The organism is Burkholderia sp. TSV86 (assembly GCF_001522865.1).
In the GTDB taxonomy this organism is placed as follows: Bacteria; Pseudomonadota; Gammaproteobacteria; order Burkholderiales; family Burkholderiaceae; genus Burkholderia.
In genome coordinates this window covers 32,111-50,888 of sequence record NZ_LOWB01000098.1, presented here as the reverse complement: position 1 = coordinate 50,888, position 18,778 = coordinate 32,111, and the positions used below count along the sequence as shown (strand labels likewise).

General features: G+C 67.3%; 14 protein-coding genes. 6 read left to right on the top strand and 8 right to left on the bottom strand.

What is annotated here, in order from left to right; all coding sequences use genetic code 11:
• Positions 1-5: 5 nt before the first annotated feature.
• Positions 6-452, bottom strand: coding sequence for a copper chaperone PCu(A)C (locus tag WS68_RS16575; RefSeq protein WP_059571836.1), 447 nt, complete (start codon positions 450-452; stop codon positions 6-8).
• A gap of 26 nt (positions 453-478) precedes the next feature.
• The gene (locus WS68_RS16570; RefSeq protein WP_059571940.1) at positions 479-1,144 is read right to left on the bottom strand and encodes an SCO family protein; all 666 of its coding nucleotides are present in this window, start codon (positions 1,142-1,144) and stop codon (positions 479-481) included.
• Positions 1,145-1,554: 410 nt separating this feature from the next.
• Between WS68_RS16570 and otsB the strand changes: the two genes are divergently transcribed.
• Both otsB and otsA read left to right on the top strand, forming a co-directional pair.
• A complete protein-coding gene (gene otsB, locus WS68_RS16560) occupies positions 1,555-2,364 on the top strand; it encodes a trehalose-phosphatase (RefSeq protein ID WP_082710099.1) in 810 nt (269 codons plus the stop codon).
• Entirely contained in the window at positions 2,361-3,761 is a 1,401-nt protein-coding gene (otsA, locus tag WS68_RS16555) for an alpha,alpha-trehalose-phosphate synthase (UDP-forming) (RefSeq protein WP_059571834.1), read from the top strand. Before otsB ends, otsA begins: the two co-directional genes overlap by 4 nt.
• A gap of 120 nt (positions 3,762-3,881) precedes the next feature.
• Here otsA and WS68_RS16550 read toward each other — a convergent pair whose 3' ends face one another.
• On the bottom strand, positions 3,882-5,723 hold the full coding sequence (locus WS68_RS16550) for an ABC transporter ATP-binding protein (RefSeq protein ID WP_059571833.1): 1,842 nt from the start codon (positions 5,721-5,723) through the stop codon (positions 3,882-3,884).
• Between the two features lie 464 nt (positions 5,724-6,187).
• Here WS68_RS16550 and WS68_RS16545 point away from each other — a divergent pair, with 464 nt between their 5' ends.
• The 3 genes from WS68_RS16545 (at position 6,188) to WS68_RS16530 (ending at position 9,278) form a co-directional block, all read left to right on the top strand.
• Positions 6,188-7,252: a glycosyltransferase family 4 protein gene (locus WS68_RS16545; protein ID WP_059571832.1), complete on the top strand. Its 1,065-nt coding sequence runs from the start codon at positions 6,188-6,190 to the stop codon at positions 7,250-7,252.
• Between the two features lie 404 nt (positions 7,253-7,656).
• Positions 7,657-8,766 (top strand): hypothetical protein, encoded by a 1,110-nt coding sequence (locus WS68_RS16535; RefSeq protein ID WP_059571830.1) that lies wholly within the window; start codon positions 7,657-7,659, stop codon positions 8,764-8,766.
• A gap of 50 nt (positions 8,767-8,816) precedes the next feature.
• Positions 8,817-9,278 (top strand): DUF2214 family protein, encoded by a 462-nt coding sequence (locus WS68_RS16530; RefSeq protein WP_082710097.1) that lies wholly within the window; start codon positions 8,817-8,819, stop codon positions 9,276-9,278.
• 115 nt (positions 9,279-9,393) lie between these two features.
• On the opposite strand, the gene WS68_RS16525 is transcribed toward WS68_RS16530, so the two are convergent.
• The 4 genes from WS68_RS16525 to pdxY form a co-directional block, all read right to left on the bottom strand.
• Positions 9,394-10,566 (bottom strand): NAD(P)/FAD-dependent oxidoreductase, encoded by a 1,173-nt coding sequence (locus WS68_RS16525; RefSeq protein WP_059571829.1) that lies wholly within the window; start codon positions 10,564-10,566, stop codon positions 9,394-9,396.
• 59 nt (positions 10,567-10,625) lie between these two features.
• Positions 10,626-11,783 (bottom strand): branched-chain amino acid ABC transporter substrate-binding protein, encoded by a 1,158-nt coding sequence (locus WS68_RS16520; RefSeq protein WP_059571937.1) that lies wholly within the window; start codon positions 11,781-11,783, stop codon positions 10,626-10,628.
• An 820-nt stretch (positions 11,784-12,603) separates the two neighbouring features.
• A complete protein-coding gene (locus WS68_RS16515; RefSeq protein WP_059571828.1) occupies positions 12,604-14,700 on the bottom strand; it encodes a phosphocholine-specific phospholipase C in 2,097 nt (698 codons plus the stop codon).
• A 277-nt stretch (positions 14,701-14,977) separates the two neighbouring features.
• On the bottom strand, positions 14,978-15,841 hold the full coding sequence (gene pdxY, locus WS68_RS16510) for a pyridoxal kinase PdxY (RefSeq protein WP_059571827.1): 864 nt from the start codon (positions 15,839-15,841) through the stop codon (positions 14,978-14,980).
• Between the two features lie 209 nt (positions 15,842-16,050).
• Between pdxY and WS68_RS16505 the strand changes: the two genes are divergently transcribed.
• On the top strand, positions 16,051-17,268 hold the full coding sequence (locus WS68_RS16505) for an alpha/beta fold hydrolase (RefSeq protein WP_059571826.1): 1,218 nt from the start codon (positions 16,051-16,053) through the stop codon (positions 17,266-17,268).
• 208 nt (positions 17,269-17,476) lie between these two features.
• Here WS68_RS16505 and WS68_RS16500 read toward each other — a convergent pair whose 3' ends face one another.
• On the bottom strand, positions 17,477-18,478 hold the full coding sequence (locus WS68_RS16500) for an LLM class flavin-dependent oxidoreductase (RefSeq protein ID WP_059571825.1): 1,002 nt from the start codon (positions 18,476-18,478) through the stop codon (positions 17,477-17,479).
• Between the last annotated feature and the right edge of the window lie 300 nt (positions 18,479-18,778).

Genomic DNA, 18,778 nt, shown 5'->3' with positions numbered 1-18,778 from the left:
GGGGATTATTGAGCCGTGGCGGGCGCCTTCACGGCGAACGGTGCGTCGAGTTTCTCGCCGTCCGAGAATTCGAGGCGCAGGTGCACGGTATCGCCCGGCTTGATCGCGTGCTTGGGCTCCTCGAGCATCAGGTGATAGCCGCCCGGTGCGATATCGACCTTGCCGTGCGCGGGAATCGTCAGCTTGTCGACCATTTCCATCTTTTGCGTCGAGCCGTTCGACACGGTCCGGTGCAGCATCACCATCCCGTAGTCGGGGCTGTCGACGTTGACCAGATCGACCGGCTTGTCGCTGGTGTTGACGAGCGTCACGTAACCCGCTGCCGGCAGCTTGTTCGGCAGCCAGCGCATCCACGCGTTCTGCGCGGTGATCGGCGCGGGGCCGGCTGCTGCTGCGTGCAAACTGAGCGAGAGCGCGGCGAGTGTGACGACGGATTTCAGTTTCGAGTTCATGGGCGGGGCGGTGAGTGAGTTCCGGTTCAGGAACGAGGGTCGATGATCCGGCGCAGATCGGCGGCGATCGCGTCGGGGGAATCCTGATCGGTCGCGAGCAGGCGCGCGCGGCCTTGCGCATCGAATACATAGACGGCGGAGCTGTGCGTGACTTCGTAGCCGCCGCGCGGGTCGCGCTTTTCCATTTGGTACGCGACACGATAACGCTTGGCGAGCTGCTCGATCTGCCGCTCGCTGCCGGTGAGGCCATAGGCGTGCTCGGCGTCGAACGCGCCGACATAGTCGCGCATCGCGGCGGGCGTGTCGCGCGCCGGATCGACCGACACGAACAGGATGCGCACGCCGCGCGCGCCGGGGCCGAGCAGCGCGAGCACCTGCATCAGCCGCGCCATCGTGGCCGGGCAGACATCCGGGCAATGCGTGTAGCCGAAGTAGACGAGGGCGGCGCGGCCGCGGAATGCGGCTGCGTCGATAGGCTTGCCGTCCTCGCCCGTCAGCGAGAACGTCAGATCGGGCAGGTGGCCGGTGACGTTCGTCAGGCGCCATGGCTCGCCGCGCGGCGAACAGGCGGCGAGCGCGAGCGCCGCCACGCATGCGCCGGCAATGCCCGCGATACGCGGGCGGCATGTCGTGGCGGGCGTCGCGACGCGACAGCGCGGCGTGAAAAAGGCAAACGGCGGCGGAAACGGCATCGGTAAATCCGGTTCGAATCGATCTCGTGTGCGACGGCGGCGTGCGGGCAGCTCCTCAGACGCCGGCCGGCGGCGGCGCGGCCGGTTGCACGGCCGCTGCGGCGCGCCGTGCGCTGTCACGAGCGCGCGGCGGCGGCGCTTATCCATGGCTTTTGCCGTATCGGGCCGCCATCTCGAAAACAATCGCGGCGAATGTAGCGCCGCCTGCCGCGGTAGGCCGGCCGGCGAAGCCCGCACCGAGCGCGCTCGGCGGTTGCGACTGTAGCGCAATTTGATCGGGATCGTCTTTTCGAAATGCGGGCCGCGCGCCGAAGCGGGGCAAAATGTCGCAGCGCCGCGCGTGTGCCGGAGCATCGGCGGCCGGCGGTTGCCGACGCGCTTTTTTCATCGCGCAGGTCAGGCGCGGTAAGATGCGCACATTCGCACGGCGGGCGCGCCCGCCGGCGGCCATTCTGATCAGCGAATCGATGCAATCCGTTCCGGCTTCCGTTTCTCTTACCCGCACCGCGTTCTTCTTCGATTTCGACGGCACGCTCGTCGAGCTTGCGCCCACGCCCGACTCGATCCACGTGCCGCCCGATCTGCCCGCGCTTGTCGACACGCTGCGGCGCCTGTCGCACGGCGCGGTCGCGATCGTATCGGGACGCGGAATCGACAGTATCGACGCGTTCCTGAACCTGCCCGATCTGCCCGTCGCCGGACTGCACGGCGCGGAGCGGCGCGACGCGAACGGCGATACTCAGCGCATCGGCTTCGACGATCCGCGCCTGCTGCGCATCGAGCGCGAACTCGCGGCGCTGGTCGATCGCCATCCGGGGATGCTGCTCGAAATCAAGGGCGCGGCGCTCGCGCTGCATTTCCGGAACGCGCCGGAGCGCGAAGGCGTCGCGCGCGCGGCGCTCGAACGGTTCGTCGACGACTATCCGGACGCTTACGTGCTGCAGCCGGGCAAGATGGTGTTCGAGATCAAACCCAAGGGTGTCGACAAAGGGCGCGCGGTGGCGGCGTTCTTGAACGAGCCGCCGTTCGCCGGCCGCATGCCGGTGTTCGCGGGCGACGATCTGACCGACGAACAGGGCTTCGCGGTCGTCAACGCGTGCGGCGGGCTGTCGATCAAGGTCGGCGCCGGCGATACGATGGCGCGCGCGCGGATCGACTCGGTCGCCGCGCTGCGCGCGCAGCTCAAGCGCTGGATCGACGCGGAGCGCGCGCCGGCATGAGTCGCCTGATCATCGTGTCGAATCGCGTCGCGCCGATCTCGGAAGGGGAGCCCGCGGCGGGGGGGCTTGCGATCGGCGTCTACGACGCGCTGAAGGAAACGGGCGGTATGTGGTTCGGCTGGAGCGGCGAGGTTGTCGCGTCGGGCGCGCCGCAGATCCGCATCGACGAGCACGGGCCCGTGACGTTCGCGACGATCGGCCTCGCACGGCGCGATTACGATCAGTACTACCGGGGATTCTCGAACGCGACGCTCTGGCCCGCGTTCCATTACCGCACCGATCTGATCCAGTACGACCGCCACGAATTCGACGGCTACGCGCGCGTGAACGTGTGGCTCGCGCGGCAACTCGTTCCGCTGCTGCGCGGCGACGACGTGATCTGGGTCCACGACTATCACCTGATTCCGTTCGCGCAGGCGCTGCGCGCGGCGGGCGTCGCGAACCGGATCGGGTTTTTTCTGCATATTCCGTTTCCGGCCGCGCAGGTGCTCGTCAACGTGCCGCCGCACCGTGAGCTGGTCGAGGCGCTGTGCTCGTTCGATCTGCTCGGCTTTCAGACCCGGACCGACCTGCGGGCGTTTTGCGACTACGTCGAATCCGAGGCGGGCGGCGAGGTCGAGCGCTCCGCGACGGGCCCGGCGGTCGTGCGCGCGTTCGGGCGCACGCTGCGCGCGAACGCCTATCCGATCGGCGTCTACCCGGACGAGATCGCCGCGCTTGCGAAGGCGGGCGAGAACGGCCGCGCGGTGCGTTCGCTCGCCGCGTCGCTGCGCGGCCGCCAGCTCGTGATGAGCGTCGACCGGCTCGACTATTCGAAAGGGCTCGTCGAACGCTTTCGCGCGTTCGAGAAGCTGCTTGAGCATGAGGCGTCGTTTCGCAATCGGGTGTCGTTTCTGCAGATCGCGCCGTCGACGCGCGCCGATTTGCGCGCGTATCAAGACATGCGCCGGCAGCTGGAGGGCGAGTCCGGGCGGATCAACGGCCGCTTCGCGGAACTCGACTGGGCGCCGATTCTGTACATCCACCGGCAGTACGAGCGGCCGGTGCTCGCCGCGCTATACCGGCTTGCGCGTGTCGGCTACGTGACGCCGTTGCGCGACGGGATGAACCTCGTCGCGAAGGAGTATGTGTCCGCGCAGAATCCGGACGATCCGGGCGTGCTCGTGCTGTCGCGTTTTGCCGGCGCGGCGTGCGAACTCGACGGCGCGCTCGTCGTCAATCCGATCGATATCGCTGGGATGGCCGATGCGCTCGCGCGCGCGCTGTCGATGCCGCTCGCCGAGCGGCGCGCGCGCCATGCGGATATGCTCGCGCGGCTGCGCGAGAACAACGTGTCGGTCTGGCGGGACAATTTTCTGCGCGATCTGTCGCGCACGGGCGCGGGCGGCGTTGCCTGACGGCGCCCGCATGGCGCTGACGCAGCCGTGCCGGCGGCCCGGCAGGTGCGGTGCGGGCGTTGCAGCCCCGTGCGGCACGGCAGCCGCGCGATGCGTGAAACTTAGCGCGGCGCGCGGCTTTTACGCGACGCGTTCGCCGTCCGCCGAAGGCGCGTTGCCGCTCTCGGTGATGGGCGCATGCCGCCCATGCTGCTTGGCGAGCAGATCGCGATAGAGGCCCGGGCGGTTGCGCAGCACGTCGGGGCTGCCGTCGTCGATCACCTTGCCCGAACTCATCACGATGATCCGGTCGAAATTGCGCAGCGTCGACAACCGGTGCGCGATCGCGATGACCGTGCGGCCCGTCATCAGCCGGTCGAGCGCCGCCTGGATCGCCTCTTCGGACGCGCTGTCGAGCGCCGACGTCGCCTCGTCGAGCAACAGGATCGGCGCGTCCTTCAAGATCGCGCGCGCGATCGCGATCCGTTGCCGCTGGCCGCCGGAGAGTTTCACGCCGCGATCGCCGACGATCGTCTCGAAGCCTTCCGGCAGCGCCTCGATGAACTCGGTGCAGCGCGCGTCGCGCGCGGCGGCCAGCACTTCCTCGTGCGTCGCGTCGGGACGGCCGTATGCGATGTTGTCGTAAATCGAGCGGTGAAACAGCGAGATATCCTGCGGCACGAGCGCGATCGACTGACGCAGGCTGTCCTGCGTGATCAACGCGAGATCCTGGCCGTCGATCTTGATCGTTCCTTTCTGCACGTCGTAAAAGCGTTGCAGCAGCGCGAGCACGGTGGATTTGCCCGCGCCCGATTTGCCGATCAGGCCGACGCGCTGGCCGGCCTCGATATGCAGGTCGAAGTGGTCGAGAATCGGCCGGCGGTGCGGGTACGCGAACGTCACGCGCTCGAAATCGACGCGCCCGCCCTTCGGCGCGAGCGCGACCGCATCGGAACGGTCGGGCATGCCGTGCGGCTCGAGCAGGGTCTGCACGGCTTCGGCCAGGCGTGCGACATGCTGCGTGACGTCGACGAGCGCGACGGCGAGATCGCGCGTGCCGTGCAGGATCGTAAAGCCGAGCGAGCTGACGAGCACGATATCGCCGGACGTCGCGCGCCCCTGGTTCCACAGCCACAGCGCCCAGCCGAGCAGGCCCGCCGACAGCATCGCGGTGATCACCGCATGCAGGAGCCGCAGCTTCTCGAGATAGAGCAGGCTTTGCTGGCGCGCATCCATTTCGGCCTTGACGGTGGCGGCAAAGCGCTTTTGCTCGCGCAGCGTCATGCCGAACGCGCGCACGAGCCCCATGTTGCCGATCACGTCGACGAGTTCGCCGTCGACGGCCGCCGCCTTCGACGCGAACCGGTGATGGCGAACCGAGCCGCGCTTGGCGAGCTTGAACAGCACGATGGCGAGCACGGCCGAGCATGACAGCAGGCCGAGCGCCATCTGCGGATTGACGACGATGATCATCAGGATCGCGCCAAGCACGGCGATGCACGGCGGCAGCACGTTCCACGCCATCGTGTTCTCGGCCGTATAGATCGCGTTCGACGTTGCGGTGATCCGGCTCGCGAGCGTGCCGGGCTGCTTCTCCGCGTAGTAGGTCTGCGAGTGGCCGCTCAGATATTGGAACAGATCGCGGCGCAGATCGCCCGTGACCGCGACGAACGTGTGCGCGGCGACCCAGCCGCCGACGCGCCACATCAGGTTATCCGCGGCGATCAGGCCGACGAGGAGCGCGAACGCGCTCCATAGCGGGCCCGGATGATTGCGCCCGGCCGCGAGCACGTCGATCAGGTGTTTGATCGCATACTGCGAGCCGAGCGCGCAGCCGACCGCCGTGAGCACGCTCGCGAGCACGACGATATGCGCGACCGGATGCATCCGGATATAGCGCAGCAGGAACGCGAGCGGCCGCTGCGCGTAGCTCGCGAGCTTCGCGTTGTGGGCATTGCGTTGAGCGGGAGTGAGAGCTTCCAAAATCAATGCGTGTGGAGAAACGAGGGTTGAGTGTCGCGTGTTGGCCGCTGCGCCGCAAATGGTTCAGAATTCGTCCAAAAAGCGGGCATGAACGAGCGGGCGAAAGTCAGCATTGTAAACAAGCCGGCTGGTGCGTTGCGCCTGGCCGGTGGCACGCGTGGGGATGCAACGCGTTTTAGGATAAAATCTCGGGTTTGGCGGCGGAACCGGACACAATTACTCTAAAGTGGTCTGTTGATTTGAAGATCGACAAAGTGTTGCATCTTTGTAACAACGTAAAGAGTTTGAAATGCCGTGCGTTGGCCTGCGCATGATCGCCGATAATCCCATCCGGGTTTGCCCTTATCCGGCACTGTTTTACGGCAACCTGTCAACCGATTGACCGCTGAACCGTTATACGCGCGGTGTAATCGATCCGCGGCAGCTTTGCTTTGTTTCTTGCCGATTTTTTTTAGGAGGTACGCATGCGAATCGCTCAAATCGCTCCGTTGCACGAAGCGGTTCCCCCGAAACTGTACGGCGGTACTGAACGGGTGGTGTCCTATCTGACCGAAGCGCTCGTCGAGATGGGGCATGACGTCACGCTGTTCGCGAGCGGCGATTCGCAGACCTCCGCGAAGCTCGAGGCGGTGTGGCCGCAGGCGCTGCGCCTCGATCCGACGATTCGCGACGTGATGGCGCCGCACATGCTGCTGCTCGAGGAAGTGCGCCGCCGCGCGGACGAATTCGACGTGCTGCACTTCCATATCGACTATTACCCGTTCTCGCTGTTCTCGCGCCAGCCGGTGCCGCATCTGACGACGCTGCACGGCCGCCTGGACCTGCCGGAGTTGCAGCCGATCTTCAATACGTTCAACAACGTGCCGGTGGTGTCGATCTCCGACAACCAGCGCATGCCGCTGCAACAGGCGAACTGGCTGTCGACCGTCCACCACGGCCTGCCCGAGAACCTGTTGAAGCCGCTGCCCGGCGTGAAGCCGAGCTACCTCGCGTTCCTCGGCCGCATCTCGCCGGAAAAACGCGTCGATACGGCGATCCGGATCGCCGAGCAGGCGGGCATGCCGATCAAGATCGCGGCGAAGCTCGACAAGGCGGACCGTGCGTACTATGAAGAGAAGATCAAGCCGCTGTTCTCGCTGCCGCACGTCGAGTATATCGGTGAGATCAGCGAAGCCGAGAAGGCCGAATTCCTCGGCAATGCGCATGCGCTGCTGTTCCCGATCGATTGGCCGGAGCCGTTCGGCCTGGTGATGATCGAGGCGATGGCGTGCGGCACGCCCGTGATCGCGTTCAAGCGCGGCTCGGTGCCCGAGGTGATCGAAAACGGCGTATCCGGCTTTGTCGTCGAGGACGAGCTGTCGGCGGTCGCCGCGGTCAAGCGCTTGTCAACGCTGCCGCGCGAGCGCGTGCGCGCAGCGTTCGACGCGCGCTTCACGTCGAAGGTGATGGCGCGTAACTATGTGAAGGGTTACGAAGAACTGTTGCGCCAGAAACGCCGTACAGTGCTGCGCGAAGTCAACGCGGGCTGACGCGCACCTCATCGCGGCGCTTGCATGCGCCGCGGCGCCGTACATTGATGGATGTCCCGCCGGGCTTGGCCCGGCGGGGCATCGTGCATTTCGGCGGGCGGTTTTTCCGCCATTCGGCGCGTTGACCGGCATCCAAGATGCGGCGGCGCGTCCCGATGCGGCGCGGCGAGGGCCGCGTGCGCAGGCGAGCGGTGCCGATTGCGCGCCGCTGCCCGCCGCGTTGCCGGGCTGCCGGCATTGGCGCTCGTTGCCGCCGATCTGTTGTATCCACGCCGCGCCGCCACGGCGGGAACAGCCGCAAACCGGCGATTTGCCGCCTGCCGGCGTCAGCCTGCCAAGCAATGTCCCTATAATGGCCGTGCCGTAAAATCCCGCCCCGGCAGGGCTGTCATGAGGAGAAAGTTTTGGCGAGAACGAAAACCACGCGCGCGACACCGGCTCCCGGCTCGGGGGTTATTTTCGCGTTGCGAGCCATCGGTCTCGTGTTTCTCGCCCGTTGGCTCTTCTCGATGTCGCTGATGGGATATCGCGCATCGCTGTCGGCGATGGCGTCGTCGCCGTGGGCGTGCATCAACGTCGTCCTGATCTTCCTGCTGCTCGTTCTTCCCGGCGCGCAAGCGCGCGCCGAGCGTCCGTTCCATCCGCTGCCGCAGTGGCTGCGCCAGGCGCTGCGCCTGTTCGCGCTGCTCGGCTTCGTGTTCGCCGCATGGTCGGTGGGCGTGTTCGCGTGGGCGGCCGGCTGGCGGCGCGCGCTGCATGCGTTGGCGGTCAGCAACGGCTGGCTGCTCGCCGCGCCGGCGCTCTACGCGGCCGTCATCTGGATGTGCCGGCCGCGTGCGCTGTGGCGCACGAATGTCGCCGCACGCCGGTTTGCGATCGGCCGCTATGCGATCGCGCTCGATGGGGTGACGCGCACCGTCGTCGTCTGGATGGAAAGCCGCAAGGTCGGCCAGTACGACGCGCGTGAACTGTCGGTTCGCTGGCCGGCGGGCGTCGCCGGGCCGGATGCGGCCGCGGCCGGCGCCGACGAGCGGCGGGGCGGTGCCGAAAGGGTTTCGTCGCACGCTGCGGGGGCGATGCCGGTTGCGACGGCGGAATCGGTTGCGATCGAGCGCGCGGCGCCTGGCGATGCGCCGGAGTCGCAGCAGCGCGCGGCGTCGGACGGCGCATCGGGACTGGCCGGGACGCAGGCTTCGAGCGATGCGCGGGTTTTGGTTGAGACTTCGGTTTCCGGCGCTGCGCCGATCGGGCCAGCCGCGCCGAGCGATACGCCCGCGCCAAACGAAGCGCCGCCTCCGGCCGGCGCGTCGCGGCCCGTTTCGCCGGAGCCGGCGCCGGCCTCGGCCGCACGGCCGGCCAGACGCGGATTCGCGCGGCCGAAGATCGAACTCGTTTGGGATTCGCCGGCCGCGGTCGGCCACAATCGCCAGTTCGTGCTGCGCACGCCGCTCACGACCGAAGGCGATCGTATCGCGGCGCGCGCGCTCGACGCGTCGCTCAAGCAGATCGCGTGACGCGCTCGCCGCCGCTCGCGCGCTGTCCGCTTCCGGCATAAGGAGGACCGATGCTGACCGTTCGATGGTTGCTGGCTGCCGTGCATCTGATTGCGTTCGGTTTTGCGCTGATGTCGATCGCCGCGCGCAACCGCGCGTTACGGCGTGTCGTGGCGTCCGCGCAGCGGGCCGATCTGCCTGGCGTGTTCAGCGCGGATGCGATTTGGGGCATTTGCGTGCTCGTGCTGATCACGACCGGCGCCGTCCGCGCGTTCGGCGGCTTCGAGAAGGGCGGCGATTACTACCTGCACGCGCCGCTCTTTCATCTGAAGATGGGCGCGCTCGCGCTGATTCTCGTGCTCGAACTCATTCCGATGATGGGGCTGATCCGTTGGCGTTTGACGTTGCGGCGCGGGCTGATGCCCGGTCTGGGCCGCGCGCGCGCCTATGCGCAGATCGGCCACGTGCAGGCGGTGCTGATGATCGTGATGGTGTTTGCCGCAGTCAGGATGGCGCGCGGCGTTGGATTCTGACGCCGCGCGCCATCCCGGTTTGCGCTTCGATTTGCACTTCGTTGCGGGCGGGGGCGCATTCCGCCGCACCGGCGCAGCAGCGTCCCGCGCTCCAGCGCACCGCCGCCCCGGCGCGTCAGACGACGTTGCGCTCGACGATCGGCCGCCCCGCGAGCACGCGCTCGAAGCCGAACGGCGACAGGTCGAGCGATGCATACCGCCCGTGCAGAATCCATTCCGCGACGCCGCGTCCCGCCGCCGGCCCTTGCTGCAACCCATGTCCGGAGAAGCCGTTCGCGAAGAGGCAATTGTCGAGGTCCGGATGCGGGCCGATGATCGCGTTTTGATCGAGCACGTTGTATTCGTAGTAGCCAGACCAGCTTCGCACGACCCTGAGCGCCTCGAACTGCGGCACGCGATGCGCGAGGGTCGGCCAGATCAGCTCGTCGAACAGCGCGTGATCGACGTCGTCTAGCGGCAGATCGTCGAGATCGCGTTCGGCGGGCGGCGCCGCGCCGCAGAGGAACGACGCGCCCTCGGGCCGGAAGTAGACGCCGCTCGGATCGACGACGAGCGGGCAGCGCGGCAGCTTCGCCGGCGACGTGACGTTGAAGATGCTGCGGCGGCGTGCATGTACCGGCAGCTCGATGCCGACGAGCGCGGCGAGCGCGCGCGCCCACGGCCCGGCCGCGTTGACCATCACGTCGCAATCGTAGGCGCGGCCGTCGCTGGTAACCAATTGCCGCACGCGCCGCCCGTCGAGGTGCGCGTGCGCCACTTCCGCGCGCACATATTGCGCGCCAAGCGCCTGCGCCTTCTTGCGCAGTGCCTGCACGAGCCCGTAGCCGTCGAACCAGCCTTCGCCGCGTTCGCCGAGGCAGCCCGACGCGAGATCGCTGGTATGAAGCCACGGGAACGCGGCGGCCAGCGCGTCGCGCGGCAGGTAGCGGATTTGCGCGCCGAGCGAGGTCTGCAGCGCATGGTTGGCGCGCAGCGTCGCATCGCCGTCGGGCGTCGCGACGAACAGGTAGCCGCCTTCGTGCAGGCCGATCGACGGCCGCTCGCCGTCCACCTCGAGCCGTTCGCCGATCGAGCGCAGGAACTCGATGCCGAATAGCGACATTTGCACTGACAGCGGCGTCGAGAACTGCTGCCGGATCGACGCCGCTGACAACGCGGACGACGCGCGCGCGTAGGTCGGGTCACGTTCGATGACGGTGACGGCAACGCTGGGGTCCATCACGCGCAGATGGTAGGCGGCTGCGCTGCCGATCACGCCGCCGCCGACGATGACAACTTTTGAATGCATCGGATCTCCATTAAAAGAAAACACGAACGGCGCACTGCGACGGGAGCGTGGCGCGCCTGTCAGCCGCCCTTCGTGACGATAGTTCGCCAAACGCCGTTTTTCACGCGGTACAGCGTCGACATGCCGCTTTTCAGCGAGCCGTCGCCGCCGAACGCGATGCGGCCCGTGATGCCGTCGAAGTCGATCTTGGCGAGCACGGGCCGCCAGCGCGCGGGCTCGGTCGAGCCCGCGGCCTGCATCGCCTTGATCGCGGCCCACGCCGCGTCGTAGCCGAACTGCGCGTATGACAGCACGTCGACACCGAAGCGCTGCTTGTAGCGGCGTTCGAAATCCTTGCCTTGCGGCAGCTGATCGAGCGGCCGGCCGTATTCCCACGCCATCGCGCCATCCGCCGCGGGGCCGGCGATCTTGATGAATTCAGCGTCGCGCACGCCGCCGCCGCCAACGAACTGCGCGCTCAGCCCCAACTGGCGCATCTGCTTGATGAAGTTCGCGGCGAGCGAATCGAGGCCGCCGAAGAACAGCAGGTCGACGTTCTTGCTCTTCAGGCTCGTGATCTGCGCACGGAAATCGACCGCCTGATTGTTCGTGTATTCGCGCGCGACGATCGAGCCGCCCGCGGCTTTCACCGCGCGCTCGAATTCGTCGGCTTCGCCCTGGCCGAACGCCGTGCGGTCGTCGACGATCGCGATGCGCTTGGCCTTCGTGACCTCGACCGCGTAGCGGCCCGCGTTGCCCGCGTTCTGGCCGTCGGTCGCGATTACCATGAATACGTTCGCGAGCCTGCGCGACGCGATGACGGGATTGGTCGCGGCCGGATCGATGACGGGGATGCCCGCCTTGTCGTAGATGACCGACGCCGGGATCGTCGTGCCGGAATTGAAGTGACCGATCACCGTCGACACTTGTTTGTCGACGAGGCTTTGCGCGGCCTGCACGCCGATGCGCGGATCGGCCTGATCGTCCTCGACGACGAGTTCGAAGCGCGCGGGCTTGCCCGCGATCTTGATCTGTTGCGCGCGGGCATCGTCGAGTGCGAGCTGCACGCCGTTTTGCAGGTCCTTGCCGTAGCCGGCATTGACGCCTGTAAGCGGCGCGGCGAAGCCGATTCGCACTGGCGTTTCGTCGGCGGCGCGCGTGGCGGCGGATGCGCCGAGCACGCCGCAGACGAGCGCGACGCGCCAGGCGGCCCAAGGTGGTGACGAGCGGAGTTTCATGTGGCTTCCTTGATGGCGATCATGAACGAGGCGCGGCGTGTACGCAGGCGCGATGCTTGCGGGCCGCTTGCCGTTGGCGAGAGCGGCGCTCGCGATCTCTTTATAGGGAGTCAAATTGAGCGAGTCTTGTCGGTTTGGAACGCGCCGGATGCGGATTTGCGCACAGGCTGGGCTGTGGACGGGAGGCGGCGTGCGGCGAGCGAGGTGGCGGCCGGGAAGGGAGGATCGCAGGGTGACGCAACCGCGATCGACGTGCGACGGCGCGACGTGGGCTGCAACGCGAGGGACGATGCGCTGGGGGTGGCAGCGGAATCGAATGGCGGACCTTGGCGATCGGCCGCGACGACACCGTGCGACGGCAGCGGGCAATGGCGCGTGCATCAACAGCGGGCAAAGGCCGCGAGCAACGATAGCGCGCAAAGGCCGCGAGCAACGATAGCAAGCAAAGGCCGCGAGCAACGGCAGGATGCCGGCAGAGCGATGCGGCAAAACCCGGCCGAGCAGTTCCGCGCCGACGGTACGTGCGGGTTGCGCTCCCGAAACGCAATGCGGCGACGCATACGGCAGTGTGCGTCGCCGCGATTGACCGGACTGGGCCAGGCAGATGGCGGTGGAAGGGCCGGCGCTGCGCTCCCGCGAGCGTGACGATCAGCCAGCGCGATCAAGGACGAGAAATCGAGCGCGCGGATCGCACGGACGCGCCGGGCGCGGGATCGCACTCGCACTCGCACTCGCACCCGCACCCGCGCCCGGCGCGATCCGCGCAAGCCGTCGTCAAAGCGCTGTCAACGCGCCGCCGAAGCGCCGCGTGCGCAGGCGCTTACGCCGTCGCGATCAGCGGATCGCTGGTGCTCGGCCGGCCCGTCTCGACGTGGCCCGCGAAGCGGCGCAGGAAGCCGTTCGGGACGCCGTCGGTGATCGACAGGTCGTACCAGTGATGGCTGCCGCGCAGATCCCAATAATCGTCGATCTGCTGGCCCGGCCTGAGTTCGTGCACGCGCGCGCGGCCGCCGTAGGCATTGGTCACCGTCAGGTATACCGTCTTGCGTCCGCGGTTCGTCAGGCGCAGCGTGATATTGCCGTTCGCGACGTCGTAGCCGTAGATCACTTCCGGGTTCGCGGTGAGGCCGAGCACGGCCGCGGTCGAGCCGCGGAACTGGCACAGGAAGCCGTTCGGGCCGTACACCGACAGATCGTAGACGCTCAGCGTGCGCGCCGTGCTCCATTCGTCCGACAGCCGTTTGCCCGCTTCGACCGTGTACGCCCACGGGCCGTCGAGGCGATTACCGGCCGTTACCTGGAACGCCGCACCGGCGCGGCCGCGATTCGCGAAGGTCAGCTTGAACTTGCCGGCCGAGGTATGGGTGCGGCCGAATACGAACAGTTCGTAGGGCAGCGCGCGCGCGGCGCGCAGGCCCGCTTCCTGTTTCGGCAGCGATTGCGCGACGGGCGGCACCGGCACGTAGCTCGAATGGCGGTTGTGATCGGGCGGCGCATAGCCGCTCGTGTCGGGCAGCGTCGGCCAGCTCGCGTCGGGCGATGCGAAGTTGAACGCCGATGTCAGATCGCCGCACACTGCGCGCCGCCACGGCGACACATTGCCGGCCGTCACGCCGAAGCGCTGTTCGAGGAATTGCAGCAGCGACGTGTGATCGAACGTTTGCGAGCAGACCCAGCCGCCCTTCGTCCACGGCGACACGACGAGCATCGGCACGCGCGGCCCGAGGCCGTATGCGCCGGCCATGTGGGTGGCGTCGCCCGGATAGATCTCGTTGGTGGTCGCGACGCTCGACAGGCCGTTTTCGCGCGATTGCGGCGCGAACGGCGGCGCGACGTGATCAAAGAAGCCGTCGTTTTCGTCGTAGGTGATGAACAGCGCGGTCTTGCTCCACAGTTCCGGATTCGACGTCAGCGCCTTGAGCACCTGCTCGATGTACCACGCGCCATAGTTCGCGGGCCAGTTCGGATGCTCGGAATAAGCTTCCGGCGCGCAGATCCACGACACCTGCGGCAGTGTGCCGTTGGCCACGTCGGCCTTGAGCACGTCGAACAGCGTGCCGCCCGCACTGATGTTGGTGCCGGTGCGCGCCTTCTCGTACAGGGGGCTGCCCGGCTGCGCGTTCTGGTATTGCTTGAAGTAAAGCAGCGAATTGTCGCCATAGTTGCCGATGTACGGGTTGTTCGTCCAACCCCACGCACCGGCTGCGTTCAGGCCGTTGCCGACGTCCTGATAGATCTTCCACGATACGCCCGCTTGTTCGAGCGCCTCCGGATACGTGCTCCAGCCGTAGCCGGCTTCCTCGTTGCCGAGCACCGGGCCGCCGCCCGTGCCATCGTTGCCGACGTAGCCCGTCCACATGTAGTAGCGGTTCGGGTCGGTCGAGCTGGGAATCGAGCAGTGATACGCGTCGCAGATCGTGAAGGCGTCGGCGAGTTGATAGTGGAACGGGATGTCGTTGCGCTCGAGGTAGGCCATCGTGGTCGTCCCTTTGTTCAGGACCCACTGGTCGCAACGGCCCTTGTTCAGCGCGCCGTGCGTGTCCTGCCAGCCGTGCGGCAGATCCTGGATGAACTGCATGCCGAGATTCTGCGCATCCGGATGGAACGGCAGCAGTTCCGCGAGCGCAAGCAATTGATTGGGCACCGGCTGATGGAATACCGATTTGCCATTTTGCAGCATCAGCGCACGCGGATCGCCGAAGCCTCGCACGCCGCGCAGCTTGCCGAAGTAATGGTCGAACGAGCGGTTCTCCTGCATCAGGATGACGACGTGCTCGATGTCGCGGATCGTGCCGGTGCGATGATTGGCGGGGATCGCGAGCGCCTCGCGGATCACGGGCGGAAAAAGCTGCAGCGCGGCCGCGCCGGCCGTACCGGCGGCGAGCCGCAGAAAATCGCGGCGATTCTGGGTGGTCATGTCGTGGCTTCCTGGATGGGGATGGGCAGCTTCGATGGTCTGCGTGATGGTGGTCGGCCGCGCATGCCCTGCGTCGGGTGGCGCGCCGTCCTGGACAGCGTGACGAATGGTGTGAGAAAACGGTGACACCGATATGAAGGCGTCGTCGGGAGGTGCTGCCGCTCCATTGCTCGACGAGCGCATGCGCGGATAAGGCGGCGGCTCGCTGCCGCGCGACGGCGGGCATTGGCCGTTCGCCGTCGGCCGCTCGCTGACGCGCCGCCAGGCGGGCGGCGCGTCAGTCCGCGCCGGTGAGCCACGCGCCGAACCACTCGCTTGGCCGCGCGATCTCGTCTTGTGCGGCGACGAGTTCAAGCTCGTAGCGGCGCGCGTCGTAGGTCGCCTTGACGACCGCGTGCACGGCGGCAAGCGTATGTTCGAATGCGGCGCGCACGCTGTCGCCGCGCAGGCGGCGCGCGACGAACACGGCGCTCGTCAGATCGCCGACGCCGACCGGATGCCGCGGAAACGCGTACAGCGGCCGCTGGCCGATCCACGCTTCGGTTTCGGTGACGACGAGCATATTGAAACGGTCGGCAGGACTGTTGCGGTCATGCAAGTGCTTGACCAGGATCAGCTTCGGCCCGCGGCGGATGATTGCGCGGCATGCTTCGATTGCTTCGGGCACCGTCTCGATGCGCCGTCCGGCAAGCTTTTGCAACTCGCTGTGATTGGGCGCCATGCCGTCCGCAAGCTCGGGCAACTCGGCGACGATCAACTCCTCCACGCCGGGCTCGGGCCGGATGCCGCCTGTCTGGCCCATCGCCGGGTCGCAGAAATACCACGCATTCGGGTTGGTTGCCTTCACGGTACGCACGATGTCGATAGCCGCTCGCGCTTGCGCGGGCGAGCCGAGAAAGCCAGACAGCACCGCGTCGCAGCGCTTGAGCGCGCCGATCGCGGCGATGCCGTCGACGAGTTGCTCCATCTTCGCCGCATCGATCGCGCTGCCTGCCCAGTGGCCGTACTGCATGTGATTCGAAAGCTGCACGGTGTTGAGCGGCCAAACGTTGACGCCGAGCCGCTGCATCGGAAACACTGCGGCGCTATTGCCCGCATGGCCATAAATGACGTGCGACTGGATGCTGAGGACGTTTTTCATGATGGGTGGGGCATGCGGCAGGCTCGTCGGACTATGTCGCAAGATACATGACTTTCCCCGATTCGCGGAAACATCCGGTGCGCCGTGTTTCGTCCGCGCGGGCCCGGTGAACGTACAATGGCTCGCGGTTCGCGGCCGGACGCGCATGCCGGGCTCGCCGCGATCCGGTTTCCTTCGACCTCCTTTATTGGCTTCGTTCGGCTTCGATGATGGCTCTGGTTCGCAAAATAGGGTGGTTCGCGTGGCTCGCCGCGTGGTCTTGTGCCGCCGCAGCAGCGGCGTTGCAGGTGGCCGCCGCGGCACCGGCGCACGGCGCGTCTTCGGCGAGTGAGGCCGCGGTGCCGGCGTCCGGGCCGCGGACGGCGGCTTCGCCGTCCGCGGCGGCGTCAGCCGGCGGCCGGCCGGCGGGCTTGCCGCCCGCCGAGGCCGCGGGCCGGGCGGCAGCCGACACGCCGGTGTACGGCGAGCAGCTCGAAGGTTTCGCGTATGCGTATCCCGTGCGGCATTACGCGTTCACGTCGCAGCGGGAAACGCTGCAAATGGCCTATCTCGACGTGTATCCGGAGCATCCGAACGGCCGTACCGTCGTGTTGCTGCATGGGAAGAATTTCTGCGCGGGCACCTGGGAGCAGACCGTCGGCGTGTTGACGAAGGCCGGTTACCGGGTCGTCGCGCCCGATCAGATCGGCTTTTGCAAGTCGACCAAGCCCGAGCGCTATCAGTACAGCTTTCAGCAGCTTGCCCACAACACACACGCGCTGCTCGAATCGATCGGCGTGAAGGCGGCGACGATCGTCGGCCACTCCACCGGCGGCATGCTCGCGGTGCGCTATGCGTTGATGTACCCGAAAGACACGCAGCAGCTCGTGCTCGTCAATCCGATCGGCCTGGAGGATTGGAAAGCGCTGGGCGTGCCGCCGCTATCGGTCGATTACTGGTACGCGCGCGAACTGAAGACGACGGCCGACGAGATCCGCCGCTACGAGCAGCATACGTACTACGCGGGCGAGTGGTCGCCGGCTTACGAGCGCTGGGTGCAGATGCTCGCCGGTATGTATCGCGGACCGGGGCGGGATGCGGTTGCGTGGAATTCGGCGCGTGTCTACGACATGATCTTCACGCAGCCGGTGGTTTACGAGTTCGGTGCGATCAAGGCGCCGACGCTGCTGTTGATCGGCGACAAGGACACGACCGCGATCGGCAAGGACGCCGCGCCGCCCGACGTGTACGCGAAGCTCGGCCGCTATCCGGCGCTCGCCAAGCGCGCGCAGGCAGCGATTCCGGGCGCGGTGCTGCGCGAGTTTCCGCTGCTCGGCCATGCGCCGCAGATTCAGGACCCGGCTGCGTTTCATGAGGCGCTGCTCGATGGGCTCGCGCACGTCAAGCCGTTGGGTCCGGCGCATGCCGCGCGCGGGGCCGCAGAGTAGGCAGGGGTTCGCGCGGCGCGCATCGGCGCCAGGGCGCTGCCGGAAGAACGCGGGGCGACGGAAGGGGCGCAGCAGAGCGCCAGCGCGCCGGACAGCGGCGGTAAGGTGCTCGATGCAACGCTCGCCGCCGCCCGTTCGTGTTGGTCCGTTCGCCCATCGGGTTGCCGGGCGGCGCGCGGCGGGCAACTGCCCGGCGCCGGCCGGATCATCAGGCCGCGCTCAACGCGTCGCGCACCTGCGCGGTGAGTTCATACGAGCGCAGCCGCGCGCCGTGATCGTAGATCTGCGCGGCGACGATCAACTCGTCCGCGCCCGTTTGCGCAATCAACTGGCCGAGCCGTTCGCGCACCGTGACGGGCGAGCCGACCGCCGCAAATGACAGCGCGCGCTCGATGCTCGCGCGTTCCAGCTCGGTCGCGCCGAGCGCGTCGATCGATTCGACGGGCGGCGGCAACTGCTGCGGCGTACCGCGCCGCAAATTCAGGAATTGCTGTTGCACCGACGTGAACAGGCGCCGCGCCTGATCGTCGGTATCGGCGGCGAACACGTTGACGCCGACCATCGCATAGGGTTGGTCGAGTGCCGCGGACGGCCGGAACTGCGTGCGATAGACGTCGAGCGCGCGCATCAGGTAATCCGGTGCGAAGTGCGACGCGAAGGCGAATGGCAGCCCGAGCATCGCGGCGAGCTGGGCGCTGAAGAGGCTCGAACCGAGCAGCCAGATCGGCACGTCGAGGCCCGCGCCGGGCACCGCGCGCACCTGCTGGCCGGCCACCGGCGCGGCGAAGTAGCGTTGCAACTCGACGACGTCGTCCGGGAACGCGTCGGCGCTCGCGAGCAGGTCGCGCCTGAGCGCGCGGGCGGTGGTCTGGTCGGTGCCGGGTGCGCGCCCGAGGCCGAGATCGATGCGCCCCGGATAGAGCGAGGCCAGCGTGCCGAATTGCTCGGCGATCACGAGCGGCGCATGGTTGGGCAGCATCACGCCGCCCGAGCCGACGCGGATCGTCTGCGTCGCGCCCGCGACATGGCCGATCACGACCGCGGTCGCCGCGCTCGCGATGCCGGGCATGTTGTGGTGTTCGGCCAGCCAGTAGCGGCGATAGCCCCAGCGTTCGGCATGCCGGGCGAGATCGGCACTGTGGCGCAACGCCTGCGCAGCGTCGGCGCCGGCGGGGATCGGCGCGAGATCGAGTACGGAAAACGGAATCATGGCGAAAACGGGGCGGATGGCGTGAATGGATGGGGCTCGGGCCGATGAGCGCCGCGGATGAGGCATGCGCGCAACAAGCGCAACAGATTGTGCCAAAGCGATTCGCGTTTCGCTGACGGCGGGAACATACCCCTGCCACGATAAGGGGTGGACCGGCGCGACGATGTGCCGCAACCGGACGCCGGAGATTGTTCTTGCAATGCACTGTAATCGAACGGAATGCCATGAAATTTCGGGCGATTCGATGCGAATATTTCGCGCTATCTTAAAAAACACGCAATATGCTTACGTTTGCAGCGC

Coding starts and splice junctions, on each gene's coding strand:
- WS68_RS16575 (WP_059571836.1), bottom strand. CDS start 452: ATGAACTCGAAACTGAAATCCGTCGTCACACTCGCCGCGCTCTCGCTC.
- WS68_RS16570 (WP_059571940.1), bottom strand. CDS start 1,144: ATGCCGTTTCCGCCGCCGTTTGCCTTTTTCACGCCGCGCTGTCGCGTC.
- otsB (WP_082710099.1), top strand. CDS start 1,555: ATGCGCACATTCGCACGGCGGGCGCGCCCGCCGGCGGCCATTCTGATC.
- otsA (WP_059571834.1), top strand. CDS start 2,361: ATGAGTCGCCTGATCATCGTGTCGAATCGCGTCGCGCCGATCTCGGAA.
- WS68_RS16545 (WP_059571832.1), top strand. CDS start 6,188: ATGCGAATCGCTCAAATCGCTCCGTTGCACGAAGCGGTTCCCCCGAAA.
- WS68_RS16530 (WP_082710097.1), top strand. CDS start 8,817: ATGCTGACCGTTCGATGGTTGCTGGCTGCCGTGCATCTGATTGCGTTC.
- WS68_RS16525 (WP_059571829.1), bottom strand. CDS start 10,566: ATGCATTCAAAAGTTGTCATCGTCGGCGGCGGCGTGATCGGCAGCGCA.
- WS68_RS16520 (WP_059571937.1), bottom strand. CDS start 11,783: ATGAAACTCCGCTCGTCACCACCTTGGGCCGCCTGGCGCGTCGCGCTC.
- WS68_RS16515 (WP_059571828.1), bottom strand. CDS start 14,700: ATGACCACCCAGAATCGCCGCGATTTTCTGCGGCTCGCCGCCGGTACG.
- pdxY (WP_059571827.1), bottom strand. CDS start 15,841: ATGAAAAACGTCCTCAGCATCCAGTCGCACGTCATTTATGGCCATGCG.
- WS68_RS16505 (WP_059571826.1), top strand. CDS start 16,051: ATGGCTCTGGTTCGCAAAATAGGGTGGTTCGCGTGGCTCGCCGCGTGG.
- WS68_RS16500 (WP_059571825.1), bottom strand. CDS start 18,478: ATGATTCCGTTTTCCGTACTCGATCTCGCGCCGATCCCCGCCGGCGCC.